23 protein-coding genes and 1 tRNA gene are annotated in these 26,179 nt (G+C 70.1%); 10 read left to right on the top strand and 14 right to left on the bottom strand.

Annotated features, from left to right (window positions below; all coding sequences use genetic code 11):
• Positions 1-35 precede the first annotated feature (35 nt).
• Positions 36-932: a MurR/RpiR family transcriptional regulator gene (locus CXP56_RS05365; protein ID WP_051310282.1), complete on the bottom strand. Its 897-nt coding sequence runs from the start codon at positions 930-932 to the stop codon at positions 36-38.
• 135 nt (positions 933-1,067) lie between these two features.
• Between CXP56_RS05365 and CXP56_RS05370 the strand changes: the two genes are divergently transcribed.
• The gene (locus CXP56_RS05370) at positions 1,068-2,309 is read left to right on the top strand and encodes a pyridoxal phosphate-dependent aminotransferase (protein ID WP_028848059.1); all 1,242 of its coding nucleotides are present in this window, start codon (positions 1,068-1,070) and stop codon (positions 2,307-2,309) included.
• Between the two features lie 12 nt (positions 2,310-2,321).
• Here CXP56_RS05370 and CXP56_RS05375 read toward each other — a convergent pair whose 3' ends face one another.
• The 6 genes from CXP56_RS05375 to CXP56_RS05400 all read right to left on the bottom strand — a co-directional run bounded on the left by CXP56_RS05375 (position 2,322) and on the right by CXP56_RS05400 (position 7,254).
• Positions 2,322-3,968, bottom strand: coding sequence for an ABC transporter permease (locus CXP56_RS05375; RefSeq protein WP_051310221.1), 1,647 nt, complete (start codon positions 3,966-3,968; stop codon positions 2,322-2,324).
• Between the two features lies 1 nt (position 3,969).
• Positions 3,970-4,884 carry an ABC transporter ATP-binding protein gene (locus CXP56_RS05380; RefSeq protein WP_028848058.1) on the bottom strand — a complete coding sequence of 305 codons (915 nt, stop codon included), beginning with the start codon at positions 4,882-4,884 and terminating at the stop codon, positions 3,970-3,972.
• Complete coding sequence (locus tag CXP56_RS05385; RefSeq protein ID WP_286900166.1) at positions 4,871-5,566, bottom strand: TetR/AcrR family transcriptional regulator; 696 nt, start codon at positions 5,564-5,566, stop codon at positions 4,871-4,873. The genes CXP56_RS05380 and CXP56_RS05385 overlap by 14 nt, the downstream gene beginning before the upstream one ends.
• A 650-nt stretch (positions 5,567-6,216) precedes the next feature.
• A tRNA-Val gene (locus CXP56_RS05390) sits at positions 6,217-6,288 on the bottom strand.
• A gap of 37 nt (positions 6,289-6,325) precedes the next feature.
• Positions 6,326-6,781, bottom strand: coding sequence for a peroxiredoxin (locus CXP56_RS05395; RefSeq protein ID WP_028848057.1), 456 nt, complete (start codon positions 6,779-6,781; stop codon positions 6,326-6,328).
• A gap of 62 nt (positions 6,782-6,843) precedes the next feature.
• Complete coding sequence (locus CXP56_RS05400) at positions 6,844-7,254, bottom strand: DUF3052 domain-containing protein (protein WP_028848056.1); 411 nt, start codon at positions 7,252-7,254, stop codon at positions 6,844-6,846.
• A gap of 255 nt (positions 7,255-7,509) precedes the next feature.
• On the opposite strand from CXP56_RS05400, the gene aceE reads away from it, so the two are divergent.
• On the top strand, positions 7,510-10,299 hold the full coding sequence (gene aceE, locus CXP56_RS05405; RefSeq protein ID WP_028848055.1) for a pyruvate dehydrogenase (acetyl-transferring), homodimeric type: 2,790 nt from the start codon (positions 7,510-7,512) through the stop codon (positions 10,297-10,299).
• A gap of 65 nt (positions 10,300-10,364) precedes the next feature.
• Here aceE and CXP56_RS05410 read toward each other — a convergent pair whose 3' ends face one another.
• Positions 10,365-11,120 carry a mechanosensitive ion channel family protein gene (locus CXP56_RS05410; protein WP_038045323.1) on the bottom strand — a complete coding sequence of 252 codons (756 nt, stop codon included), beginning with the start codon at positions 11,118-11,120 and terminating at the stop codon, positions 10,365-10,367.
• A gap of 399 nt (positions 11,121-11,519) precedes the next feature.
• Here CXP56_RS05410 and CXP56_RS05415 point away from each other — a divergent pair, with 399 nt between their 5' ends.
• The 5 genes from CXP56_RS05415 (at position 11,520) to CXP56_RS05435 (ending at position 16,425) form a co-directional block, all read left to right on the top strand.
• Positions 11,520-12,725 (top strand): PucR family transcriptional regulator, encoded by a 1,206-nt coding sequence (locus CXP56_RS05415; RefSeq protein ID WP_028848054.1) that lies wholly within the window; start codon positions 11,520-11,522, stop codon positions 12,723-12,725.
• Between the two features lie 198 nt (positions 12,726-12,923).
• Positions 12,924-13,859 (top strand): ACP S-malonyltransferase, encoded by a 936-nt coding sequence (locus tag CXP56_RS05420; protein ID WP_281168993.1) that lies wholly within the window; start codon positions 12,924-12,926, stop codon positions 13,857-13,859.
• Positions 13,856-14,830: a beta-ketoacyl-ACP synthase III gene (locus CXP56_RS05425; RefSeq protein ID WP_028848052.1), complete on the top strand. Its 975-nt coding sequence runs from the start codon at positions 13,856-13,858 to the stop codon at positions 14,828-14,830. The genes CXP56_RS05420 and CXP56_RS05425 overlap by 4 nt, the downstream gene beginning before the upstream one ends.
• 64 nt (positions 14,831-14,894) lie before the next feature.
• Positions 14,895-15,137: an acyl carrier protein gene (locus CXP56_RS05430; protein ID WP_028848051.1), complete on the top strand. Its 243-nt coding sequence runs from the start codon at positions 14,895-14,897 to the stop codon at positions 15,135-15,137.
• Positions 15,138-15,183: 46 nt separating this feature from the next.
• The gene (locus tag CXP56_RS05435; protein ID WP_286900172.1) at positions 15,184-16,425 is read left to right on the top strand and encodes a beta-ketoacyl-[acyl-carrier-protein] synthase family protein; all 1,242 of its coding nucleotides are present in this window, start codon (positions 15,184-15,186) and stop codon (positions 16,423-16,425) included.
• Positions 16,426-16,497: 72 nt separating this feature from the next.
• Here the strand turns inward: CXP56_RS05435 and CXP56_RS05440 are convergent, their stop codons facing one another.
• Both CXP56_RS05440 and CXP56_RS05445 read right to left on the bottom strand, forming a co-directional pair.
• Entirely contained in the window at positions 16,498-17,064 is a 567-nt protein-coding gene (locus CXP56_RS05440; RefSeq protein ID WP_286900175.1) for a hypothetical protein, read from the bottom strand.
• A gap of 24 nt (positions 17,065-17,088) precedes the next feature.
• Complete coding sequence (locus CXP56_RS05445) at positions 17,089-17,592, bottom strand: DUF3145 domain-containing protein (RefSeq protein WP_028848048.1); 504 nt, start codon at positions 17,590-17,592, stop codon at positions 17,089-17,091.
• Positions 17,593-18,106: 514 nt separating this feature from the next.
• On the opposite strand from CXP56_RS05445, the gene CXP56_RS05450 reads away from it, so the two are divergent.
• A complete protein-coding gene (locus CXP56_RS05450) occupies positions 18,107-19,678 on the top strand; it encodes a hypothetical protein (RefSeq protein WP_286900177.1) in 1,572 nt (523 codons plus the stop codon).
• A 141-nt stretch (positions 19,679-19,819) separates the two neighbouring features.
• Here CXP56_RS05450 and CXP56_RS05455 read toward each other — a convergent pair whose 3' ends face one another.
• From CXP56_RS05455 to CXP56_RS05465, 3 genes are read right to left on the bottom strand one after another with little or no spacing between them, the layout of a single operon-like run.
• The gene (locus CXP56_RS05455; protein ID WP_425426129.1) at positions 19,820-21,226 is read right to left on the bottom strand and encodes an NAD(P)(+) transhydrogenase (Re/Si-specific) subunit beta; all 1,407 of its coding nucleotides are present in this window, start codon (positions 21,224-21,226) and stop codon (positions 19,820-19,822) included.
• Positions 21,223-21,543: an NAD(P) transhydrogenase subunit alpha part 2 gene (locus tag CXP56_RS05460; protein ID WP_028848045.1), complete on the bottom strand. Its 321-nt coding sequence runs from the start codon at positions 21,541-21,543 to the stop codon at positions 21,223-21,225. Before CXP56_RS05460 ends, CXP56_RS05455 begins: the two co-directional genes overlap by 4 nt.
• Positions 21,544-21,554: 11 nt before the next feature.
• On the bottom strand, positions 21,555-22,709 hold the full coding sequence (locus CXP56_RS05465; RefSeq protein WP_051310218.1) for a Re/Si-specific NAD(P)(+) transhydrogenase subunit alpha: 1,155 nt from the start codon (positions 22,707-22,709) through the stop codon (positions 21,555-21,557).
• A 187-nt stretch (positions 22,710-22,896) separates the two neighbouring features.
• On the opposite strand from CXP56_RS05465, the gene CXP56_RS05470 reads away from it, so the two are divergent.
• Both CXP56_RS05470 and CXP56_RS05475 read left to right on the top strand, forming a co-directional pair.
• Positions 22,897-23,307, top strand: a complete 411-nt coding sequence (locus tag CXP56_RS05470; protein WP_286900179.1) for a secondary thiamine-phosphate synthase enzyme YjbQ — start codon at positions 22,897-22,899, stop codon at positions 23,305-23,307.
• A 77-nt stretch (positions 23,308-23,384) separates the two neighbouring features.
• Positions 23,385-24,275 (top strand): DUF8017 domain-containing protein, encoded by an 891-nt coding sequence (locus CXP56_RS05475; RefSeq protein ID WP_028848043.1) that lies wholly within the window; start codon positions 23,385-23,387, stop codon positions 24,273-24,275.
• Positions 24,276-24,331: 56 nt separating this feature from the next.
• Here the strand turns inward: CXP56_RS05475 and CXP56_RS05480 are convergent, their stop codons facing one another.
• Positions 24,332-26,083, bottom strand: a complete 1,752-nt coding sequence (locus tag CXP56_RS05480; RefSeq protein ID WP_028848042.1) for a proline--tRNA ligase — start codon at positions 26,081-26,083, stop codon at positions 24,332-24,334.
• Positions 26,084-26,179 lie beyond the last annotated feature (96 nt).

A 26,179-nucleotide genomic window follows, 5' to 3' on the forward strand; every position in this document is an offset into this window, starting at 1 on the left:
CATCGAGGCTGCGCAGGCATGCTGCGCCTCAGATGTCAGCGGTCGCGGTTCGGCGCGTAGTAGACGCCGAAGGTGTCGAGCAGTTCTTCCTCCACCAGCAGCGCCGACCGGGCCTCGGTGCCCCGCGCCGCCGCCACCGACGTGGCCATGGCCTGCACGAACGTCACGAAGGCGGTCATCGACCGCAACACCGACACCCCGGTGGTGTCCAGGTAGAACGCGTGGGTTGCGGAGCCGGCCAACGGTGAGGCCGGGTTGTCGGTCAGGGCCACGGTGGTGGCGCCGCGCCGGGCCGCCCACTCGAAGGCCCGGACCGTGTCCGCCGAGTAGCGGTGGATCGAGGCCGCCACGAAGCAGTCACCCTGCTGGACCCGGCGCAGCTCGTCGGTCAGCACGCCGTGCGCCGCGCCGAGCACGCGCACCTCCTCCCGCACCAGGCCGAGCAGGTAGCCGAACAGGTGCATGACGGGAAAACACTTGCGCAGGCCCAGCAGGTGCACCCGGGTCGCCGTGGCCAGCACGCCGACGGTCTGGTCCCAGGCGGGACGGTCGACCCTGGCGATGCTGCGGGCGATGTTGGCCTGATCGAAGGCCACCGCCAGCTCGAGCGGATCCCGCGCCTGCGCGGTGAGCGATTCCACGTTGGCGAACCGGCGCAGCAGCTGCGCCTGTTCCCGCAACCGCTCCCGGCACAGCCGCGCCAGGCCGGGGTAGCCGTCCAACCCCAGGCTGGTGGCGAACCGGACCACGGTCGACTCGTTGATGCCGACCGACCTGGCCAGCTCGGTCACCGTCATGAACGCCACGCCTTCCGGATCGGCCAGCACACGTTCGGCGAGCAGCTGCTGCGATCGGGTCAGCTGAGGCATCCGGCTCCGCAGCAGCGCCGCCAGCTCGTCGAAGGTCTCCGGCGCGGTGTTCGTGTCGGCCATGACCACCATCATCCTCAGCCGGCCGCCGAGCTGCGCGCTGGGCCACACATGGCGGCATGAATGTTTGCACGATGACTACTTCGTGCAATACCGTTTGCATCAGTCGGCCAAGGAGTCGGCCAAGGAGGCATGCACATGGTTGCCCATTCGGCGACATTGGCCATCAACGAACGGCTTGCGGCTCGGCGCGCGGCCGGTGAGCGGGTGGTGCATCTCGGCTTCGGCGAAGCCGGGTTGCCGGTGCCCGGCTTCATCGCCGAGCAGCTGCGTGGCGCCGCCGGGCGCAACGGCTACGGCCCGGTCGCCGGTTCGCCCGGAGTACGCCGGGCCGCGGCCGGCTACTTCACCCGCCGAGGGATCACCACCCAGCCGGAGCAGATCGTCACCGCTCCCGGCAGCAAAGCACTGCTGTACGCGCTGATCGCCGCCCTCCCCGGGGACGTGATCCTGCCCCGGCCGTCGTGGGTGAGCTATGCGGCTCAAGCGGCTCTGGCCGGTAAGCGCGTGCACTGGGCGGACATCCCCGAGGAAGCCGGTGGCGTGCCCGATCCCGGGGCACTGACTGCCGCGGTGCACGCGGCGCGCCGGGCCGGGCAGAGGCCCGGTGTGCTGGTCCTGACGGTGCCGGACAACCCGACCGGGACCGTCGCGACGGCCGAGCACGTCAAGCAGGTGTGCGCGATCGCCGAGGAGCACGGTCTCGCGGTGATCTCGGACGAGATCTACCGCGATCTCGCCGCCGACCCGGCAAGCGTGCGTTCCCCCGCCGAGTTCCTGCCCCAGCAGTGCTTCGTGACCGGTGGATTGTCGAAGAGCCTGGCCCTCGGCGGGTGGCGCATCGGCTTCGCTCGCTTCCCGCACAGTGACCTCGGTGAGCGCACTCTCGACGCGGTGATCGGTATCGCCAGCGAAGTCTGGTCCAGCTTGGCCGCTCCTATGCAGGATGTCGCCGCGTACGTCCTGGATGAGCCGTCCGAGGTGCGCGAGCACGTTGCCGCCGGCCGCAAGCTGCACGCGGCCGTCGCGCAGGCGGTGTACCGGGAGTTCGTCGCCGCCGGAGCGGCATGCCGTCAGCCGACGGCAGCGTTCTACCTGTATCCCGATCTCAGTCCGCTGGCTGGTCTCGGCCGTCACGGCCTGGCGGGGGCGGACGCCGTGGCCGGTTTCCTGCTGGACAAGCACGGCGTCGGCGTGCTCAGCGGCGCCGCGTTCGGCGACCACCCGGACGCGCCACGCTTCCGGGTGGCCACCAGCCTGCTGTACGGGGAGTCCGAGGAGCAGCGGTGGCAAGCGCTGAGTTCGGACGCCCCGGCCGAACTGCCGTGGGTGGCGGCGGCGTTGACCCAGCTCCGGACGGCCCTGGCCGACCTGCGCTGATCGACGGGTCCATCACCGCACGCCGATCTGGCGCTGCCGGAGGCCGGCGAGGCCGATGCCTGCACCCGCCAGCGCCAGGACCGCCAGCCAAAGCGCCGGAAGCACGTCGAACGATTCGACGGGCATGTCCGCAGGGTGGCTCAGCGGTGACAGGGCACGCACCCATTCCGGCAGGTCGAGCAGATCGGCGAAGTTGCCGACGAACACCGCCAAGGCGACCACCGCCCAGCCGATCGCAGGCAGCCAGCCAGGTACCCAGCCGTACAGCGCCGCGCACAGGCCCAGCACCAGCAGCACCGCCGGGATCATGTTGAGATGGCTGGCGACGACGTCCCCGAACGTTTGCCAGTCGCCGAGCGATCCGGCCACGGCCGCGCCGGTACCCACGCCGGTCAGCAGCAGGATCACCGCCGCACCGAACCCGATCACCAGCAGGTGAGAGCCCGCCCAGGCAGACCGGCTGACCGGGGTGGCGAGCAGCGCGCCCGCCCGCCCGGACGTCTCCTCCGCGCGCAGCACCTGCGCCGCGAACACCACGTAGGCGGCCGTCAGATACCCACCGAAGATCGCCAGGAACGCCAGATACCCGGTGAGCAGCTGCTCTGCGCCGAACATCTGCCGGACGGCCTCCGGCAGGTCGGCGGCCGATTCCACGATCACATCCGCGAAGGCCCCGTCGACACAGCCGAGGGCGACGATCGATGCCGCCCAACCGGCGAGCCCACCCCGCTGCAGACGCCACGCGAGACCGAGCGGCGTGCCCAGAAAACGGGAAGCCGTCGCCGCGCCGCGCCGCGCACTGATCAGGCCGGCGCCCAGGTCGCGCTTGTTCTGCAGGACGAACCCGAGCAGCGCCCCGACGATGCCCAGCCCCAGCAGGAGCAGGAGCGGCCACCACCGGTCGTGGACGTATGGCGCAGTCTGCGAGGCCCAGCCGAACGGTGACGTCCACGACAGCGCGCTGCCGCCGACCTCGGCCATGTCACCGAGGCCGCGCAGCGCGAACGCCACTCCGACGACCACCCCGGCCCACCCGGCCGCGGTGCGCGAACTCTCGCTCAGCTGCACGGTCACCGCGGTGACCCCGGCGAAGGCCAGGCCCGTCGCCCCGGTCGCGGCGCCCACAAGCAGCGAGCCCGTCAGTGCGAAGCCGTTGCCGACCGCCAGCGCCGTCACCACGATCGCGGCCGCGATGTCGGCGAGCACGGCGACCAGCAATGCCGCGGTCAACGGCGCGTCCCGGCCGACGACGTTGGCGCGGATCAGCTCGGCGCGCCCGGTCTGCTCCTCCAGCCTGGTGTGCCGGACGACGAGCATGATGTTCATCAACGCGGCCAGCAGGAACAGATAGAGCAGGTAGCCGGCGGCGAAGAACCGCTCGTAGGTCGGCGCGTCGAGACCGAACGCCGGGCCGGCGAACATGCGCCCGACCGGCTGCTCGAGCAGCGGAACGGCCGCGGCGAGATCCTGCTCCGACGGCGCGAGTTCGGGCAGCGCCGCCCCGATGTAGACCACCAGTAGCCCGAGGCCGACGATCCAGGCGGGCAACTTGACCCGATCCTGGCGCAGCAGGAACCGCGCCAGCGTCAAGGTCGCGGTACGCGAACCGGACGGCGCGCTGTGCCGCGTTGCCGTCCGGTCACCCACGGTGGCCGGCACGTCACTTCACTCCCGTCGTGGCGCCGCGCGCCGAAAGATCGTCCCCGTAGTGGCTCATCAACAGCTGTTCGAGGGTCGGCGGATGGGCGACGATCGAGCGGACACCCAAACCGGCCAGCTCACGCAGCACGTCCCCGACCCGGCTGCCGTCGACCTCGAAGCGCACCTGTCCGTCCGTCTGCCGCAGGTCGTGCACGCCCGGCATGGCGGCGAGCCGCTCCGGCGAGCCGGTGACCTCGGCCTCGACCGTGATGCGGGTCATGTGCCGCAGTTCGCGCAGGGAGCCGGACTCCACGATCCGGCCCTGCCGCACGATGGAGATCCGGTCCGCCAGCACTTCGACCTGCGCCAGGATGTGGCTGGACAGCAGCACCGTCGTGCCCGTGTCCCGGGCTTCCCGGATGGCCTGCTGGAACACCAGCTCCATCAACGGGTCCAGGCCTGCCGTCGGCTCGTCGAGCAGCAGCAGCTCCACGTCGGAGGCCAAGGCGGCGATCAGCGCCACCTTCTGCCGGTTGCCCTTGGAGTACGTGCGGGCCTTCTTCGTCGGGTCCAGGTCGAAGCGTTCGCACAGCTCGTCGCGCTTGCGCCGGTTCACCCCGCCACGCAGCCGCGCGAAGACGTCGATCGCCTCCCCGCCGGTCAGCTTCGGCCACAGCTCCACGTCGCCGGGAACGTAGGCGAGCCGGCGATGCAGCGCCACGGCGTCGTGCCACGGATCGGAGCCGAACAGCCGCACCGTCCCGCCGTCGGCCTTCAACAGGCCGAGCAGGACCCGCATGGTGGTGGACTTGCCCGCTCCGTTCGGGCCGAGAAACCCGTGCACCTCGCCGCGGGCGACGGTCATGTCCAGGCCGTCGAGCGCGCGGATGGTGCCGAAAGTCTTCACCAGCCCGGCACACTCAATCACGTTCATCGTCGCTGCCGCCTTTCGGGTCGGATTGCTCCTCGAGCTGATCGAGGTAAGAGCGGACGTTCTGATAGGTCCCGGGAGTGAGCACGCCCTCGCAGTAGATCTCCAGGACGGCTTGCAAGTAGGCCACCGGCGGCTCGTCGCCGTCGATCAGGTCGACCCCCAGCAGCCGCTTGAAGTGCTCGTGCAGCACCAAGCTGCCCATGGCGAACAGGAACAGCACCACCACCCGAGCCCGCGGGTTGGCGCTGGGCTTCACCAGGCCTGCTGCCACGCCCTCTTCGGTGTACTGCTCGGCGTGCTCGACCATCTTGTCGATCAGGTCGTTGACGTGCGGGCTGCCGTCGACCAGCGTCTTGGCCAGGTAGCGCATCAACGGCCGGAACTCGGCGATCTGACTGGTGAGCATGACCGGGTCGAGCCGCGGGCCCTGCCGCACCGCGTCGGTCTTGAGCGCCAGCAGCGTGTCAGCGACGTACTGGTCGCATGCCACGCGCAGGCCGTCCTTGGAGCCGTAGTGGTGAATGATCAACGCGGGTGAAACACCCGCGCGCTCCGCGATGGCCTTGAGGCTCGTGCCGTTGACCCCGTGCTGACCGAACAACTCGATCGCCGCGTCCCGGATGCGTTCCACGCCGCCGCGCTCGGCGTTCGCCTCTTCCCGTCTGTCCGGTTGCGCCACCACTCGCCAACTCCTGACTGAACGCTTAGTCAGCATACTGTCTGAACATTCAGTCAGTCAACGGAGGCGGCGTCGTTCTCCGCCTACGCGGACAATGCGCGGCGTGCGGTGTGAACGTGTGGCGTACGCGAAGACGCCGATGCTCGATTCTCGCGGCGGGGCAACCGAATCGGCGTCGAGACGTCTTCCGGAGAGCCCGTGACAACGCGACAACAAGGGGGAGCCCGCGCGTAAACGGACACTTGGCATCGTTGTTTCCGGTATCGCCGCGATTGCGGCTGCAACGGTGCCGGTAGCGGCGGCGGACACCATGTCAGCCGCCGCCTAGGTGACCACATCCGGCGACGTCGACGGCCGTGGTGGCGACGAGCGCATCACGATCCGCGACGTGTCGCCGACCGAGCACGAGATGGTCGTCACCTACGACGACGGCACGATCGAGCGGTACCGCTTCCCGGTCGAGGACGGACCGGCGCCGCGCGCATCGCGGATCAAGCTGCGCGCGCTGATTCGCTCCGAGGCGGCCTGCGGGACGGGTACCTGCGGGCCGTCCCGGCCTTGTGCCAGGTCCGGCATCGGTCGTCTTCCAGAGCCGACCGCACGGCGGCTGCAGGTGCCGCGGGAAACGGGAGACTCCCGCACATCGCACACGGTGGGCACAGCTGGGTTCGAACCAGCGACCCCCTGCTTGTAAGGCAGGTGCTCTTCCGCTGAGCTATGCGCCCCGACGGGCCCGGGCGAACCCGGGTGCTCCGTTATACCTTAAAGCTCGGCGATCGCCTTCTTCCACGCCTCCTGGTCACGGGCCTCACCCGGCACCTTGCGCTCGGCGAAGCGGACCACGCCGTCGGTGTCGATCAGGAACGTGCCGCGGACGGCCATCCCGCTGTCGGCGTTGAACACCCCGTACTTCTTGGCCACCTCCCCGTGCGGCCAGAAGTCCGACAACAGCGGGAACTGGAAGCCCTGCTGGTCCGCCCACGCCTTCAGGGCGAACGGGGTGTCCACCGAGATGCCGAGCACCTGCACCTTGTCCTCGAACGACGAGTAGTCGTCGCGCAGCTGGCACAGCTCACCGGTGCAGATCCCGCTGAACGCGAACGGGTAGAACACCAGCAGCACCGGCTTGGCGCCCCGGAAGTCGGACAGCTTCACCTGCTGCTTGTTGTAGTCGTTGAGCGAGAACTCCGGCGCGATCGAACCGACCTCGACCTCGATCATGTGCTGCTGCCTCCCTAACCCGTGGATCACCTGCGATGCGGGTCAGGTTAGTGGCGTGGTCAACGACGTGTCCCCCGCGGCGGGACGAGGCGAGACCCAGCCCACTTCTCCCCCACGCTGATGGTCGAGGTCTGCGCCAGCCCCACGGTCGGGACGACCTCGGCGATCTCCGCCGGCTCCACGTGGCCTTCCTGGCCGGTCTTGGGCGTCAGCACCCACACCACGCCGTTCTCGCTCAGCGGCTGCCGGGCATCGACCAGGGCGTCGCCGAGATCACCGTCGCCGTCGCGCCACCACAGCAACACCACGTCGACGACTTCCTGGGCGTCCTCGTCGAGGATCTCCCCACCGATCCGCTCCTCGATCGCGGCACGAACGCTCTCGTCGACGTCCTCGTCCCAGCCGATCTCCTGAACCACCATGTCCGGCTTGATGCCAAGCCTGTCGGCGACGTTTCCAGCCGCGACCACGACTGCTACTCCTCCTACCTGCCATGCGCTGCCCATCGGCGCGCCGACTCTTGTAACGTCAGTATTGAGTAGTGACAGCGAACACCGCAGTGACCGCGCACGCAAGCAACCACGGCCACCGAGTCGGCATTATTTCCCGCGCTCGACGGTCACGAACACCCGCCTACTGGCGAGTAACGATGACGAAACCGCCAGGAAGCGGAAGGATGACAACAGCATCACCAAGACCACAGTGACGAGCTAGGAGCGGCACCCTTGCCCCAGCAGAACACACCGCCGTCCGGCGCCGCCACGAACGGCAAGGCGCCAGCCCGCGTGCGGGTCATCCGGGACGGCCTGGCAGCGCACCTGCCCGACATCGACCCGGAAGAGACTGGCGAATGGCTGGATTCGTTCGACGAGGTGTTGGCCCGCGGCGGCCAACAGCGGGCCCGGTATCTGCTCTTGCGCATCCTCGAGCGGGCCCGCGAGCGCAACGTCGGCGTTCCACCGTTGACGGCGACCGACTACGTCAACACCATTCCGACGGAGAACGAGCCCTGGTTCCCCGGTGACGAGGAGATCGAGCGCCGCTACCGCGCCTACATCAGGTGGAACGCGGCGATCATGGTGCACCGCGCCCAGCGTCCCGGCGTCTCCGTCGGCGGCCACATCTCCACCTACGCCTCGTCGGCCGCGTTGTACGAGGTCGGTTTCAACCACTTCTTCCGTGGCAAGGGGCACTCCGGCGGTGGCGACCAGGTCTTCATCCAGGGCCACGCCTCCCCCGGCATCTACGCGCGTGCGTTCCTGGAAGGCAGGCTGACCGCTGCCCAGCTGGACGGCTTCCGCCAGGAGTACTCGCACGCCGGCAAGGGCGGCGGCCTGCCGTCGTACCCGCACCCGCGGCTGATGCCGGACTTCTGGGAGTTCCCCACGGTGTCCATGGGCCTGGGCCCGATGAACGCCATCTACCAGGCCCGGTTCAACCGCTACCTGCACGCCCGCGGCATCAAGGACACGTCCGACCAGCACGTGTGGGCGTTCCTGGGCGACGGGGAGATGGACGAGCCGGAGTCGCGCGGCCTGATCCACGTGGCGGCGGCCGAGGGCCTGGACAACCTGACGTTCGTCATCAACTGCAACCTCCAGCGGCTGGACGGCCCGGTCCGCGGCAACGGCAAGATCATCCAGGAGCTGGAGGCCTACTTCCGCGGCGCGGGCTGGAACGTCATCAAGGTGATCTGGGGCCGGGAGTGGGACGCGTTGCTGCACGCCGACCGCGACGGCGCCCTGGTGAACCTGATGAACACCACGCCGGACGGCGACTACCAGACCTACAAGGCCAACGACGGCGCATACGTGCGGGAACACTTCTTCGGCCGTGACCCGCGCACCAAGGAGCTGGTCAAGCACCTGTCCGACGAGGAGATCTGGAACCTCAAGCGCGGCGGGCACGACTACCGCAAGGTGTACGCGGCGTACAAGGCGGCCATGGAGCACCACGGTCAGCCGACGGTGATCCTGGCGCACACCATCAAGGGCTACGGGCTGGGCCCGGCCTTCGAGGGGCGCAACGCCACGCACCAGATGAAGAAGCTGACCCTGGACGACCTGAAGCTGTTCCGGGACTCGCTGCGCATCCCGATCAGCGACGAGGAGCTGGAGGCCGACCCGGCGCTGCCGCCGTACTACCACCCGGGCGAGGACTCCCCGGAGATCCAGTACATGATCGGCCGCCGCAAGGCGCTCGGCGGCTTCCTGCCGGAACGCCGGGTGCAGGCCAAGCCGCTGGTGCTGCCGGGGGACAAGGTCTACGAGGGCCTGCGCAAGGGCTCGGGCAAGCAGGACGTGGCCACCACCATGGCGCTGGTGCGGCTGATCCGCGAGCTGGCCAAGGACGCCAACATCGGCAAGCGGGTGGTCCCGATCATCCCGGACGAGGCGCGCACGTTCGGCCTCGACTCGATGTTCCCGACCGCCAAGATCTACAACCCGCACGGCCAGAGCTACACGTCGGTCGACGCGCAGCTGATGCTGGCCTACAAGGAGGCCGAGGACGGCCAGCTGCTGCACGAGGGCATCAACGAGGCCGGGTCGGTGGCGTCGTTCACCGCAGCGGGCACGTCGTACGCCACGCACGGCGAGCCGATGATCCCGGTCTACATCTTCTACTCGATGTTCGGCTTCCAGCGCACCGGCGACGGGCTCTACGCGGCCGCCGACCAGATGGCGCGCGGCTTCGTGATCGGCGCGACGGCGGGCCGGACGACGCTGACCGGTGAAGGCCTGCAGCACGCGGACGGCCACTCGCATCTGCTGGCGGCGACCAACCCGGCGGTGGTGTCCTACGACCCGGCGTGGGCGTTCGAGATCGCGCACATCGTGCGGGACGGGCTGCGCCGGATGTACGGCGAGAACGCCGAGGACGTCATGTACTACCTCACGGTGTACAACGAGCCGTACAAGCAGCCGCCCGAGCCGGAGGACCTCGACGTCGAGGGCCTGCTGCGGGGCCTCTACCGGTACCAGGTGGCGCCGGGGAACACCGGTCCACGGGCGCAGATCCTGGTCTCCGGCGTGACCATGCCCGAAGCGCTGCGGGCGCAGAAGCTGCTGGCCGAGGAGTGGGGCGTCCAGGCCGACGTCTGGTCCGCGACCTCGTGGTCGGAACTGCGCCGCGAAGCGGTGGAGATCGACCGGTACAACCTGCTGCACCCGGACGAGGAGCCGCGGGTTCCGTACGTCACCCAGGTGCTGTCCGACGCGGCAGGGCCGATCGTGGCGGTCTCCGACTGGATGCGCGCGGTGCCGGACCTGATCCGGCCCTGGGTACCCGCCCCGATGTACACCCTGGGCACCGACGGGTTCGGCTTCTCCGACACCCGTCCGGCGGCACGCAGGTATTTCCTGGTCGACGCCGAGTCGATCACGGTTGCCACGCTGGCCGCGCTGGCTCGCACCGGCGACGTGAAGCAGTCCGCGGTGTCCGAGGCGGCGCGCAAGTACCGCATCGACGACGTCACCGCCGCGGGCCCGCAGCTGACCGACGCCGGCGACGCCTGACACAGCGGGCGAAAGGCTGGGCGGACGACCGGCGTCCGCCCAGCCTTCTGCTGTCGTACGGGCGGCTACTCGCGCAGATCTCCGCTCATGCCGCCGGTGGCAGGGCCGGCGCCGGGACCGGCCCCCGGGGCGGGCCGGCCGCCTGCCGACGAGGACGAGAACTGCTGCTCGATCGAGTCGAGCCAGCGCGGCCAGCGCTCGGACGTCGCCCTGATCAGGCCACCGCCGAAGCCGACGACGATCACGCCGCCGACGGTGGCCAGCACCGCGATCAGCACCGGGCCGGTGACCAGCTCGCCGACGCCGATCTGGCTCAGCGCGGCGATGACGCCCAGCGCCAGGATCACCCAGTACGCCGCGGTGGCCAGGCCACGCGCGGCACCTCGGCCCGCCAGCGCGTTGCCCACCAGCTCGCGCACCGCGTTGCCGATCGCCGCCGCCACCAGCACCAGCACGATGGCCACCGCGATCCGCGGCAGGAAGGCGATCACGTCGTTGAGCAGCTGGCTGACCGGATTCGTCGGCCCGAACACCCCGAACGCGATCTGCAACGCGATGAGCAGAATGAAATAGTAGACGATCTTGACGATGATTCCGCCCGCGTCGATGTTCGACTGCTGGAAAATCCGGGCCAGCCCGGTTTTGTCCACCAAGCGGGCGAAGCCGAGTTTCTGCAGCAGCAGGCTCAGCCCTTTCGACACGGCTTTGGCGATGAGCCAGCCGATCAACAGAACGATGAGGAACATCAGCAGCTTGGGCACGAACGTGACGATCGCGCTCCACGCATCGCCCAGGCCTGCTCTGATCTCGTCCACGGCCATCTCCTCCTCGCTACCGAACGCCCCGGACAGCGTGATCGTCAGCCCGCATGCGCTGGTCAGCAACTCGAAACGGACGCAAGGACGGGTGATTCCGCAGGCAAACAGGACGTGTCCGCCCATAATGGACACGCCGACCGGGAAATCGCACGACGATGCAAAAAGGCGCCCGGAGTCAAATTCCGGCGACACGACCCGGGAATCCGCATCGCGGCACGCGGATCCGGACGCTGCGGCAAGCCGAATCGAGCACGACCGGATGCCGGAAAATCAGGGCCCAGCGAGCGCCGGTGCAGCCGGACGACAATGGGACGGAAAACATCCCGGGCGACACCTCGCTCGGCACCGGACCGCAACGCCGAGGAAACATCGCCGCCGACCCGCTGGATTACTGTTGTCGGCATGACCACCCAGTCGCTCGAGCCGCCTGCGGCGAGGCTGTCGCCGGGCACCATGCGCAAGGTCGAACGGGCCTCCGGCGACCTGGCGGGGGCGTGCGTGGCGGAGATGCAGCGACGGCTGCCGTGGTTCTCCCGGATGACGGCCGACCAGCGGGCCAGCATCCTGCTCATCACGCAGGCGGAAGCTGCGGGGTTCACCGAGTGGCTCCGGGATCCGACCATCCCCTCCCGGCCGACCACCGACGCGTTCCGGGACGCTCCGCGCGAGCTGTCCCGGCTGATCAACCTGCGGCACACCGTGGTGCTGATCCGCATCGCCATCGAGGTGTTCGAGCGGGAGCTGCCCAAGTACGCGGCCAACGAGGCCGAACGCGTGCTGCTGACCGAGAGCGTGCTGCGCTACGGCCGGGAGGTGGCGTTCGCCGCGGCGACCGCCTACGCCGCAGCCGCCGAGTCTCGCGGCGCGTGGGACGCCCGCTTGGAAGCGCTCGTGGTGGACGGGATCGTGCGCGGCGACGCCGAGGAGTCACTGCTGTCCCGCGCGGCCGCCCTCGGCTGGGATCCGGCCAGCCCGGCCACGGTCGTGGTGGGCGCGGCCCCCAAGGCGGACTCCCCCGACGTCATCACCGAAGTACGGGCGCAAGCAGGCCGGGTCGGCCGCTCGGTGCTGGTCGGGGTACAGGGCACCAGGCTGATCGTGGTGGTCAACGGGCCGACGACCGGGTCGCCGGAGGCCGAGAAGGTGCTTCCCGCGCTGACTGCGTGCTTCGGCGACGGGCCGGTGGTGGCGGGCTCGACCGTGCCCCGGCTGGCCGACGGGCACCGCAGCGCGGTGGAGGCGCTGTCCGGCCTGCGGGCGGTGGTCGGCTGGGCGGGCGCCCCTCGCCCGGTCCGTGCCGCCGACCTGCTGCCGGAACGCGCGCTGGCCGGCGACGCCGAGGCGGAGCGCACGCTGATCGAGGAGATCGCCCGGCCGTTGGAACAGGCGGGAAGCGCGATCGAGGAGACCGTCACCGCCTACCTGGAGGCGGGTGGCGTACTGGAAGCGTGCGCGCGGCAGCTGTACGTGCACCCCAACACCGTGCGCTACCGGCTGAAGCGGGCCGCCGAGCTCACCGGGCGCAGCGCCACCGATCCGCGCGACGCGCTCGTGCTGCGGGTCGGGCTGATGGTCGGCAGGCTGGCCAAGGCCAGGGGGCTGTGGTGAGCAGGCCCGCCGCCGCGCACTCGGCAGCGTGCGGCCTGCCGCATGCCGCGAATCCCCGGCTTGTGGTGAGCCTCTACACAAGCCGGGATGCGAACCCGGCGGCAAGCGGTACGTTTGTGGGGTTCCTCCAAAGACGCTCGGAGTACTTGGTACTCCGCGACATCACGGCCGGAGGCCATCGCCGTGTTCGCTAGAAACGTGACGCACGAGCTCGCCGTTCTTACCCCCGGACAAGGTTCCCAGTCCCCCGGGATGCTCACCCCGTGGCTCGAGGTCGACGGGGCCCGCAAGCGTCTCGCCGAATGGTCCGAGGCGACCGGTCTCGACCTCATCCGGCTGGGCACCGAGGCCGACGCCGACGAGATCCAGGACACCGCCATCACCCAGCCGCTGATCGTGGCGGCGTCGCTGCTGGCCTACGAGATCGGCGCCGAGCGCGGCCTGTGGCCGGCGGACGCCCCCGTGGCCGGGCACTCGGTGGGCGAACTCGCCGCGGCCGCGATCGCCGGCGTGCTGGACGCCACGGACGCCGTGGCCCTGGCCGCGGTGCGCGGCGCCGAGATGGCCAAGGCGTGCGCGCTGGCCGAGACCAGCATGGCCGCGGTGATGATGGGCGATCCCGACGAGGTGGTGGCCTGGCTGGCCGAGCACGGCCTGTCCGCGGCCAACCGCAACGGCGCGGGCCAGATCGTCGCGTCCGGCCCCGCCGACGCCATCGCGGCGATCGTCGCCGACCCCCTCCCCGGCACCAAGGTGCGGCAGCTGAAGGTGGCGGGCGCGTTCCACACCGAGTACATGGCGCCCGCGCGGGAGGCGCTGGCCGGGCACGCGGCCAAGATCACCCCGCGCGACCCGGACCGGCCGCTGCTGTCCAACGCCGACGGCGCCGTCGTGTCCTCCGGGAAGGAGTACCTGGACCGGCTGGTCAGCCAGGTCACCAGCCCGGTGCGCTGGGACCTGACCATGCAGACGCTGGCCGAGATCGGCGTGACCAGCACGGTCGAGCTTCCCCCCGCCGGAACGCTGACCGGCCTGGTGCGACGCCAGCTGAAGGGCACCGTCACCGGCACCACGGCGATCAAGGTGCCCGCCGATCTGGACAAGCTGGCCGACGACAGCCGGGAGAGCTCGTGACCGCGATTCGTCAGGCAGCCGGGGCCCCGGCCACCCAGGTGCTCGGCATCGGCAGCTACCAGCCGGAACGGGTGGTCACCAACGACGACTTGTCGCAGGTGATGGACACCAGCGACCAGTGGATCCGGGACCGGGTCGGCATCGTCGAGCGCCGGTTCGCCGCCGAGGACGAGCGGCTGGTCGACATGGCGGTGGAGGCCGGGAGCAAAGCACTCAGCGACGCGGGGCTGGAGCCGTCGGACGTGGACACGGTGATCGTGCCGAACTGCACCATGCCCGCCCCCATCCCGAACGCCGCCGCGCAAGTGGCCGACCGCATCGGGGTCAAGGCCGCGGGCGCGTTCGACCTGAACGCGGCCTGCGCCGGCTTCTGCTACGCCCTCGGGGTCGCCTCCGATCTGGTGCGTGCCGGCTCGTCCCGGCGGGCGCTGGTGATCGGCGCGGAGAAGCTCACCGACGTGGTCGACCCGCTGGACCGGGCGAACGCGATCATCTTCGCCGACGGCGCGGGCGCCGCCGTGGTCGGGCCTGCCGATGAGCCACGCATCGGCCCGGTGGTGTGGGGCAGCGCGGGCGATCTGGCCGCCACCATCCACATGCGCGACAACAAGTACATCCACCAGGAGGGCCAGTCGGTCTTCCGCTGGGCGACCACACAGATCGCGCCGGTGGCGATGCGTGCCGTGGAGGCGGCCGGGCTGAGCCTTGCCGACATCGACGTGCTGATCCCGCACCAGGCGAACCTGCGCATCGTGGAGGCGATCGCCAAGAAACTCAAGGCCAAGGGGGCCCGGGACGATCTGGTGGTGGCCGATGACATCGTCTACTCCGGCAACACGTCGTCGGCGTCCATCCCGCTGGCGTTGGATCACATGCGTCAAAAGGGACGGGTGTCGTCGGGCGACGTGGTGCTGGCCGTAGGCTTCGGGGCCGGGCTGTCCTACGCGGGACAGGTGTTCGTGGCTCCGTGATCAGCTGCTCGGGCAGGTCGTGCCGGGCGGAAGAGCACTGGTGAACTGACAGAAAGGAAACGCAATGGCGGACAACGCGAAGATCCTCGCCGGCCTGGCCGAGATCGTCGAGGAGGTCGCCGGGGTGGCCAAGGACGAGGTCACGCCGGAGAAGTCGTTCGTGGACGACCTGGACATCGACTCGCTGTCCATGGTGGAGATCGCCGTTCAGGCGGAAGACAAGTTCGGCGTGAAGATCCCGGACGACGAGCTGGCTAACCTCAAGACGGTCGGCGATGCGGTGAACTACGTCGCCAAGAACTCCTGATCGGCACACCGCCGGTCACATCCTGCAAGTGGGGAGGCGTTAGTCAATGAGCACACCAGACGTCGTGGTCACCGGCCTGGGCGCGACGACACCGCTGGGCGGGGACGTCGATGCCCTGTGGGACGGCCTGCTGGCCAGCCGGAGCGGCGTCCGGTTGCTGGAGGAAGAGTGGGTCGAGACCTACGACCTGCCGGTGCGGATCGCCGCGCCGCTGGCGGTGGAGCCGACCGAGGTCCTGCCCCGGGTGGAAGCGCGCAGGCTGGACCGGGTCGAGCAGGTGGCGATGGTGGCCGCGCGGCAGGCGTGGCGGGACGCCGGGTTCGGCGAGGGCGAGGACGCCGGCGTCGAGCCGGAGCGGCTCGGTGTCGTGATCGGCACCGGTGTCGGCGGCGCGGGCACCCTGCTCGCCATGGACGATCAGCTGGAGAGCAACGGGTTGCGCAAGGTGTCCCCGTTGACCGTCCCCATGCTGATGCCCAACGGCCCCGCCGCGTGGGTCGGCATCGACCTGAAGGCACGCGCCGGCGTGCACGCGCCGGTGTCGGCCTGTGCCTCCGGCGCTGAAGCCATCGCCTGGGCCTTCCGCATGTTGCGGGCCGGGGAGGCCGACGTGGTCGTGGCCGGCGGAGCGGAAGCCTGCATCGCCGCCATCACGATGGCCGGGTTCGCCCAGTCGCGCACGATGAGCACCCGCAACGACGACCCGGAGGGCGCTTCGCGGCCGTGGGACGTCGACCGGGACGGGTTCGTGCTCGGGGAGGGCGCCGGCTGCATCGTGCTGGAGCGGGCGGAGTTCGCCGCGGCACGTGGCGCGCGGGTCTACGCCAAGCTGGTCGGCGCAGGCACCAGCGCGGACGCGCACCACATCACCGCGCCGGACCCGGAAGGCACCGGCCAGGCGCGCGCGATGCGAGCCGCGCTGCGCAGCGGTGACATCGACCCGCAGCGGGTGCACCACGTGAACGCGCACGCGACGTCGACCCCGGTGGGCGACGTGACCGAGACGGTGGCCGTGCGCAAGGCGATCGGCGATCACCCGGTGCTCACCGCGCCGAAGAGCGTGCTCGGGCACCTGCTGGGCGCGGCGGGGGCGGTCGAGTCGATCGCCACCATCCTGACCGTGCACCACGGCCTGATCCCGCCGACCAAGAACCTCGAGCAGCTCGACCCCGGCGTGACGCTGGACGTGGTGCGCGACGAGCCGCGGAAGATGGACATCGACGTTGCGCTCAACGACTCGTTCGGGTTCGGCGGGCACAACGTGACGCTGGCTTTCGCCAAGGCCTGACGCAGGCAGTACGAACGCCCCGGGCGCGTCCCCGGGGCGTTCGGCTCGTCATGGCAAGGATCGTGGGCGGGGTCAGCATCGCCGGGCTTCCGGCACCGTCCCCGGGACGACGCTGCCGATCTTCCATCCGTCGTTCTCCAGCACCAGCGGCAGCATCAGCTGCCAGTGGATGCACCCGGCAGGAAGATCCGGCGGCGCATCCTGCTCGTCCTGCGTGCTGGTGAAGCTGAACAGGATGCGCAGCGAGCCGTCCGGGCCGGTTTCGATCCGGTGCAGCACGGCGCTGCCGATGCGGGTGCTGCGGTAGCCCTCCAGCCACGCCTGCTTCGGCTGCACCGCGATGCGCTCCTGCGAGACCGCGGTCTTCCAGCGCCCGTAGTTGCGTTCGTTGATGCCGGTGGTGTAGGCCTGCAGCAACTTCCGGGCGATCTCGCCGTACGGGTGCCGCGCGGCATCGGGCGTCAGCTTGACCTGCGCGGACCCCGGTTGGTCGGACGGCGCGAGTGAGGTCGACGGCGCGACGGTGACCGGTATGTCCGCACGGACCGGCGCGCGCTCCTGATACAGCTCGCGGGCCAGCAGACCGCCGGCCACTGCCAGCGACATCACCCCGATCACCGTTGGCACCAGCAACCGCACGGCGTTCAGCCTAGTCGGCCGCCGCTACACCACCTGGTGCAGCCAGGTGACCGGCGCGCCGTCACCCGCGTGGCGGAACGGCTCCAGCGCCTCGTCCCACGCGGTGCCGAGCAACTCGTCGATCCGATGAGCCAGATCCTCCCCTGCCCGGCTGCGGGCGACGAGGGTGCGCAGCTGGTCCTCGCCCACCACGATGTCGCCGTTCGCGCTGGTGCGGCCCCGCCACAGGCCCAGTCCTGGGGCATAGCAGAACCGCTCACCGTCGACCCCTTCGCTGGGCTCTTCGGTGACCTCGAAGCGCAGCATCGGCCACGCCTTGAGTGCCCTGGCGATGGCGGCACCGGTCCCCGCCGGGCCACGCCAGTCGCACTCGGCACGCAACTGCCCAGGCGCGGCGTTCTGCGCCGTCCAGCTCAGCTGCGCCGGCCTCCCCAGCGCGCCGGAGAGCGCCCACTCGACGTGCGGACAGACCGCAGCAGGCGACGAGTGGACATAAACCACGCCGCGCGTGTTCCCACGAGTGCTCACAGCTGACCTCCGCGTTGTCGATCTTGCTCTGCCGACGAGGGGCATCTTCCCCAACGTCCTCGTCGTGTACAGATCCGATCGATCCGCATCGGAGGAAGGCACTCCGGGGTATGCAGTTGTGGTAGTTGCAGATTACCTATCCCGCCCCACATGCACCAGTTGCAACACCGAAAACGGGACCAATACACCACCCCGCGGCGGTGTGTCGACCTGCCACGCCGTACTCGGGCGATGCTTCGCACGACGGAGCCACCCGGTTCAGCGACCCACTTCGGAGTGCGCCGCATCCGTCACGTCGACGCGCCGGGAACACAGCCGCGGGGCGGCACTCACAGCGACCGCACCATGGGCCGCGCCGCAAATCAGGCATACCAGCACAACCGGTCATATACCCCGGTGACCTGCGCAAACGGGCCGATGTCCCGGTGTGCGACGGGCGGGTCCGAACGCGCCGGCCGCCGGGGTCCTGGTTAACCTATCCGGGGGAATCCACCAGCCGAGCCGGGAGGTTTGCGTGCGGCTGCTTCGTGTCGGGGAGCCCGCCAGCACGGTCGCTGCCGACGTGCGGGCGGGCCTCACTGCGCTCGGCCGGGGTCCTGCGGAGCTGGGCGGGATCGCGGTGGTGGGCGTGCAGCCGCTGGAGAACGGCCCGTCGTTCGACGCGGTGCTGGTCATGCCGCGCGGCATCGTCCTGGTGGCCGGCATCGATCTGCCCGGGCCCGCCCTGCACCTGGAAGCGCCGCTGCACGGTCAGTGGAAGGCGGACAACTGGCCGCTGGTCGGCAAGTCCGCAGCCGTGAATCCGGCCAGCGCGTCGTTGCGCGCGGCCGACGAGCTGGCCGGCCGCCTGGCCGCGCTGACCAACGGCAGCGTGCCGATCTCCCTGATCCTGGCGGTCGGTCCGTTCGTGGAACGGGTGACGCCCGCCAAGGCGGAGAACGACCGGGTACGGATCGTCCACCCCCGGCCCGCTGCGCTGCTCGAGGCGATCACCGAGCTGGTCCCCGCCGAAGGGCCGGCATGCACGGTGGAGCAAGCGCGAGCGATCGTGCGCCTGCTCGACAGCAATGCCCCGATTCAGCCGGACGACGTGCTCATGCGGGAGGGCTTTGCCGCCGGGGCGGCCGCCCTCGCCCGCGACGGGTGCGCTCCCGCGCTGGCCGAGGAAGCGTCGACCGTGCCGATGTCGCCACCGGCGAACGGGCAGGCGAGCACCGTGCGGAATGGTACCGGCGACGCCGTTCCCCCGGCAGCCGCCGGGGCATCGTCGGTGACCGCGCAGAAGGCCAAGGCGGCCGCCCTCGCGGCCGCGGCCCAGGCACGGCAATCCCCGTCTGCTGGTACCACCCAGCAGCCCGACAGCTCGGGCACGCCCCAGGCCGCCGGCAAGGCACAGCAGTCCGGGACCGAACGGATACGAGCCGCGTTCGCGGCCGACGACCGCCCGACGGACCTGATACCGCTGCCGTTGCCGAAGCAGCGGCCTGCCCCGTCCGGCCGCCGGTCCCAGCTCCGGCTGTTGCCGATCGCCGCCGTGCTCGTGGTGGTGGCCGGGCTCGTCGCGGCCATCGTCATGGCGACCAGCACGAGCGGGACCGGGGAACAGCCGGAACCGGCGAACCGGGCCGAACAGCGGGCGCAGGACATCACCGTCGACGGCGTGCAGTTCACCGCGGTGGAGCGGTGGGACAACGACACCTGCCAGGACCTGACCTACGGCGACGTGCAGGCCAAGCTCCAGCAGACGCCGTGCACCCGCATCCGCCTGGCCAGCTACCTCGCCACCACCCCGGGCAAGCAGGCCGCGGTGAGCCTGGCCGTGATCGACTTCGCCGATCCCGCGCACGCCAAGCAGCTCAAGGCGGTCGCGGACAAACCGGGCTCGGGCGGCGCGGCGGACGCGGCGAACATGAGCGAGTCGTGGCCGGACGGCAAGCTGACCTTCCACCACGCCGTGTATCACAGCGTGGTGCACGGCAACTCGGTGCGGCTGGTGCGGGTCGCGTGGCTGGACCGGCCGTCCACCGACAAGGACCGGGAACTGGACCGCATCGCCAAGACCGCGTTCCGGGTCCCGGTCGAGTGACCCGGGACCGCCGACTCCCGACCGAGCGACCCAGGACCACCAGCTCCCGACCGAGCGACTCGGGACCCCCGGGCCCCTGCCGGCGGCAGGGAACGGCAGGTGCAGCCACGCCACCGCGGGATCGGCGGATGGCCGCGCCCCTCACAGCTGCTTGAGTTCCTCCACGATGTCGGTCACCGACGCCTTGGCGTCGCCGAACAGCATCGCCGTCTTGCTGTCGTAGAACAGCTCGTTCTCGATGCCCGCGAAGCCGGAGCTCATCGACCGCTTGAGCACGATGACCGACTTCGACTGGTTCACCTTCAGCACCGGCATGCCGTAGATGGGCGAGTTCGGGTTGGTCTCGGCCGCCGGATTGGTGACGTCGTTGGCGCCGATGACCAGCGACACGTCGGTCTGCGCGAACTGCGAGTTGATCTCGTCCATCTCCTTGAGCTGCTCGTACGGCACGTCCGCCTCGGCCAGCAGCACGTTCATGTGCCCCGGCATCCGGCCGGCCACCGGGTGAATGGCGAACGCGACGTCGACGCCCTTGGCTTCCAGCAGCTCGGCCATCTCCTTGACCGCGTGCTGCGCCTGCGCCACTGCCATGCCGTAACCGGGCACCACGACGACCTTGGACGCGTACGCCATCTGGATCGCCGCGTCCGCCGCGCTGGTGCTCCGCACCGGGCGGTCGGTGCCCCCGGTGGCGCCGCCCCCGGTGTCGGAGCCGCCGCCGAAACCACCGGCCACGATGGCCGGGATCGACCGGTTCATGGCCTTGGCCATCAGGTTGGTCAGGATCGAACCCGACGCGCCGACCAGCATGCCGGCCACGATGAGCGCGGTGTTGTTCAACGCCAGGCCCATCGCCGCGGCGGACAGGCCGGTCAGCGCGTTGAGCATGGAGATGACCACCGGCATGTCCGCGCCACCGATCGGCAGCACCACGAAGACGCCGGCCAGCGCGGCCAGCACCAGCAGGCCGATCATCAGCAGCTCGGAGTCCGCCCCGGCGACGATGGCCACCGCGCACGCCACGGCGCCCAGCAGCACCAGCAGGTTCACCGGCTGCTGCAGCCTGCCCAGCGTGATCGGCCTGCCGGGCAGGATCTCCTGCAGCTTGCCGAACGCGATGTTGGAACCCCAGAACGACACCGAGCCGACCAGGGCGGCGAACAGCGAGGCGATCGCCATGTACTTCGGCTCGTGCGCGTAGGCGTCGGTGTTGCGGAACTCCGCCCAGGCGATCAGTGCCACCGCGCCACCGCCGACACCGTTGAACAGCGCCACCATCTGCGGCATCGCGGTCATCTTGACCTTCCGCGCGGCGGGCACGCCGATCGCCGAGCCGATCACCAGGGCGACGACGATGAGCAGCCAGTTGTGGCCCATCTCGTCCTTGAGCAGGGTGGCCACGAACGCCACGGTCATGCCGACGGCGGCGATCCAGTTGCCGCGCACGGCCGTCTTCGGGCTGGTCAGCTTCATCAGCCCGTAGATCATCAACGAGAACGCGATGATGTAGAGGGTGTTGACGAACACCTCGTGACGGATCCAGCTCACTTGTCGGCCTTCCCCTTGCTCACCGAGCCGGCTTGGCCGGGCTTCTGCTTGAACATCCCCAGCATCCGGTCGGTGACCACGAAGCCACCGACGACGTTGATCGCCCCGAACACCACCGCGACGAACAGGATGATCCCGCTCACCACGTCGTCACCCACGCCCATGCCCAGCACGAGCACCGCACCGAGCACCACGATGCCGTGGATGGCGTTGGTCGCCGACATCAGCGGGGTGTGCAGCGTGTTCGGCACCTGGGAGATCACCAGGAATCCGGTGAATCCGGCCAGCACCACGATCGCCAGGTTCTGGATCAGCACCAGGTTCTCCATCACGCCTCCCCGGACTGCTCGGTGGCCGGTTCCGGTGCGGCGGGCAGCAACGCCCGCCCGGCCACACATGCCTTGGCCACGATCTCGTCACCGACGTCGATGGCCAGCGCGCCGTTGTCGTCGACCAGCAACTCCAGCAGCTCGACCACGTTGCGCGAGTACAGCTCGCTGGCGTGGTCGGGCATCTCGGCGGGCAGGTTCGACGGCGCCACGATGGTCACGTCGTGCTTGACCACCACCTGCCCCGGCTCGGTCAGCTCGCAGTTGCCGCCGCTGTCCCCAGCCAGGTCGACGATCACGCTGCCCGCTTTCATCCGTTCCACCGCGTCCGCGGTGACCAGCGTGGGCGCCTTCCTGCCCGGCACCTGCGCGGTGGTGATCACCACGTCGAAGCCGGTGATCGCGTCGGTCAGCCTGCGCTGCTGCTCGGCCCGCTCCTCCTCGGTCAGCTCGCGGGCGTACCCTCCTTCGCCCACCGCTTCGATGCCGAGGTCCAGCCACTGCGCGCCGACCGACCGAACCTGGTCGGCCACCTCGGGCCGGACGTCGTAACCGGTCGTCTGGGCGCCCAGCCGTTTGCACGTGGCCAGCGCCTGCAGGCCGGCCACTCCGGCGCCCAACACCAGCGCCCGCGCGGGCTTCACGGTGCCCGCCGCGGTGGTCAGCATCGGGAAGAAACGCGCCAAGTGCGTCGCGGCCAGCAAGGCCGCCCGGTAGCCCGCGACATTGGCCTGCGACGACAGCGCGTCCATCGCCTGGGCGCGGGATATCCGCGGGATCGACTCCATGGCGAACGCGATCACGCCCGCTTGCTCGAGCTTGGCCACCCGATCCGGGTCGCTCAGCGGGGCGAGAAAGCCGATCACCACGCTGCCCTTGCGCAGCCGGGCGATCTCCTCGTCGGTGGGCGGTGCCACCCGCACCACGATGTCCGCCTGGTAGGGATCGCCGATCGCGGCGCCCGCCTCGGTGTAGGCGCTGTCCGCCAGGAACGCCCCGGCGCCCGCGCCTTCCGCCACGATCACCCGCATGCCGCGTTTGACCAGGCGCTCGACCATCTTCGGTACCAGCGCCACCCGGCGCTCACCGGCCGCCGTCTCGGCGACGACGCCGACGGTTGCGCCGCCCGCACTTCCCGCTTCGGTGTCCGCCATCCGCGTGACCTCCTGTCCGAGAGCAACTCAGACCGCTCGGGGCCGCCAGGACCACGGGCGTTGAAGACGTTGTGTACCACGGCGGACCGGCCTTGGCGATCTTCGGTGGCGCGGTTAACAACGCGGGTGGCCGTCGTCTTCTTCCCGCCGGCTTTGCCCGCCGGACGAAGCGCCCTACCGTGGAGGTGTGAAGTCGGTCGAAATCGAGATCACCACCGGCCGCCAGGCCGTCGTGCACGACCTGAGCGAGCAGGCACAGAAGTTCCTGGCCGATTGCGGCGCCACCGACGGGCTGCTGCACGTGTGGGTTCCGCACGCCACGGCCGGGTTGGCCGTGGTGGAGACCGGAGCAGGCAGCGACGACGACCTGCTGGCCGCCCTTGACGACCTGCTCCCGCGGGACGACCGCTGGCGGCACGCCCACGGCACCCCTGGTCACGGCCGCGACCACGTGGTGCCCGCCTTCCTGCCGCCGTACGCGACCGTCCCGGTGCTGGACGGGCGGCTGGCGCTGGGGACTTGGCAGTCGTTGTGCCTGGTGGACACCAACGTGGACAACCCGGTGCGCAAGGTCCGGTTCAGCTACCTGGCGGGTTGACCTGCTCCTCCCCCGGCCGAGCACGTTCGCGCGACCTTCCCGCGCGCCTTCCGCGCGTCCGGATATGGTCTGCAGCTATGACCTATCCCGGTGGTGAGCACGATCCCTACAGCGGTCAGCCGGTTCCCCACTACTACGGTTCCGGATCGACCTACCAGGGGCTCGGCGCGTTCGAGCAGCCGCCGCGTCGGTCGCGCACGGCACTCGTGGCCGGCGTCGTCACCGCGCTGGTGCTGGCAGGTGGGGGTGCGGCCGCGTACTTCCTCACCACTGGCGGTGACGAATCGCCGGAAGCCGCGCCTGCGACGTCGACGAGCGCGGCGCCCACCACCGCGCAGAGCAGCTCGCCACCCCCGACCAGCTCGCTTGCCCCGCCGACCACACAAAGCGCCGGATCGTCGCGCGTCAAGGCAGTCGTCGAGGGCTGGGCACCGGTGTTTTCCGCGCGGGAGGGTGCGGCGTTCGACGTGTCCGAGGATTGGACCGTGGAAGATCCCGGGGTGATCGCCGGATTCGAGGACGACAGCGGGATCCGGACGGCCATGCACGGGGTGGCGACCTACCGCGACGGGTTCTGCGCGGAGGAGAAGAACTCCAACAGGGGCCGGGCCGGGTTCATGAGCGTCGAGAAGCTCGACCCGAAGAAGGTCGCCAGGGCCGCGGCGAAGATGTGGGCGACCGCCGCCATGGAACTGCCGGAGGACTCACCGAAGGTCAAGCCGACGCCCGCGCAGGAGGTCGAGATCCACGGCGGCAAGCGTGCCTGGTTGTCGACCGCGACGGTGGACAACCCGGAGGACGGGCCCTGCCAGGGCGAGGGCGTGAAGGTCACGACGGTCGCCTTCCAGGCCCGTCCCGGCGGCCTCACGGTGGTGTTCGTGCTGTACCACGACACCGGGGTGGACGACGAGCTGCCCGAGGACGAAGCTCGGCGGATCATCGGCAGCCTGCGCGTCACCAACAAGTGACCCGGTCGCCCGGTGCCGGGGCAGGCGCACGCGGTGCCCGACCCGGCCGCCGTCGGTCATGCCTTGACGAGATCCACCAGGTGCTGCACCGCGCCGTCCACCGGCACCTCGGTGCGCTCACCGGTGGCCCGGTCCTTGACCTCCACCACGCCGGACTTGAGGCCCTTGCCGACGATCAGGATCGTGGGCACGCCGACCAGCTCGGCGTCGGCGAACTTCACGCCGGGGGTGGCCTTGCGGTCGTCCAGGATCACCCGCACGCCCGCGGCGTCCAGCTCGGCCGCCAGCTTCTCGCCCGTCTCGAACACCGCGTCGTCCTTGCCGGCCAGCACGATGTGCACGTCCGCGGGCGCCACCACCCGCGGCCACACCAGGCCCAGCTCGTCGTGGTGCTGCTCGGCGATGGCCGCCACCAGGCGAGAGACGCCGATGCCGTAGGAGCCCATGGTGATCCGCACCGGCTTGCCGTCCGGGCCGAGCGCGTCCAGCTCGAACGCGTTGCTGAACTTGCGGCCCAGGGCGAAGATGTGCCCGACCTCGATGCCGCGGGCGGCCACCAGCGTGCCCTTGCCGTCCGGCGCCGGGTCGCCCTCCCGCACCTCGGCCGCCTCGATCGTGCCGTCCGGGGTGAAGTCCCGGCCGACCACCAGGTCCACCACGTGGTGGTCCGGCTTGTCCGCGCCGGTCACCCACGCTGTGCCTTCCACCACGCGCGGGTCGACCAGGTACCGGACGCCGTTCTCCTGCAGCGCCCGCGGGCCGATGTAGCCCTTCACCAGGAACGGGTACTTGGCGAAGTCCTCCTCCTCCAGCACGGCGACATCGGCCGGGTACAGCGTGGCCTCCAGGCGCCGCATGTCCACCTCGCGGTCACCGGGCACGCCGACGCCCAACAGCTCCCACTCGTCGCTGCCCGGCTGGCGGGTCTTCACCATGACGTTCTTCAGCGTGTCCGCGGCGGTGAACGTCCTGCCCAGGTCCGTCTTGGTGTTCAGGAACTCGACCAGGGTCTCGATGGTCGGGGTGTCCGGCGTGTGGTGCACCTGGGCGGGCGGCTTGTCGTCGATCGGCTGCTTCGGCGGCGCCGGGGTCACCACCGCCTCGACGTTGGCCGCGTAGTCCCCCTCGGTGCTGCGTACGTAGGTGTCCTCGCCGTTCGGGGCGTCGGCCAGGAACTCCTCGGACGCCGAACCGCCCATGGCACCGGACATGGCGGACACGATCACGTACTTCAGCCCTAGCCGGTCGAAGATCCGGATGTAGGCGTCCCGGTGCAGCTGGTAGCTGCGCTGCAGGCCTTCGTCGTCCAGGTCGAACGAGTACGAGTCCTTCATCAGGAACTCGCGCCCGCGCAGCACACCGGCACGCGGCCGGGCCTCGTCGCGGTACTTGGTCTGGATCTGGTAGAGGATGACCGGATAGTCCTTGTACGAGGAATACTCGCCCTTGACGATGAGTGTGAACAGCTCCTCGTGCGTGGGGCCGAGCAGGTAGTCGTCGCCCTTGCGGTCCTTGAGCCGGAAGATGTTCGGGCCGTACTCGGTCCACCGCCCGGTCTTCTCGTACGGCTCGCGCGGCAGCAGCGCGGGGAACTGGATCTCCTGGGCGCCGATGGCCGCCATCTCCTCGCGGATGACCTGCTCGATGTTCCGCAAGACCATCATCCCGAGCGGCAGCCACGCGTAGCCGCCCGGCGCGACGCGGCGTACGTATCCAGCCCGGACGAGCAGCTTGTGGCTCGGCACCTCGGCGTCCGCCGGGTCCTCACGCAGGGTCCGCAGGAACAGTGTCGACATCCGGGTGATCACGGCTTGCGCTCCTCGCGACGAGGCAGTGGTAGTGCACTGGAACTTTTGCGGATGAACGCAGGGTAGTCGGCCCGCGTTCGCAGGTCGCAACCGGTT

Source organism: Thermocrispum sp., from assembly GCF_002919275.1.
In the GTDB taxonomy this organism is placed as follows: Bacteria; Actinomycetota; Actinomycetes; order Mycobacteriales; family Pseudonocardiaceae; genus Thermocrispum; species Thermocrispum agreste.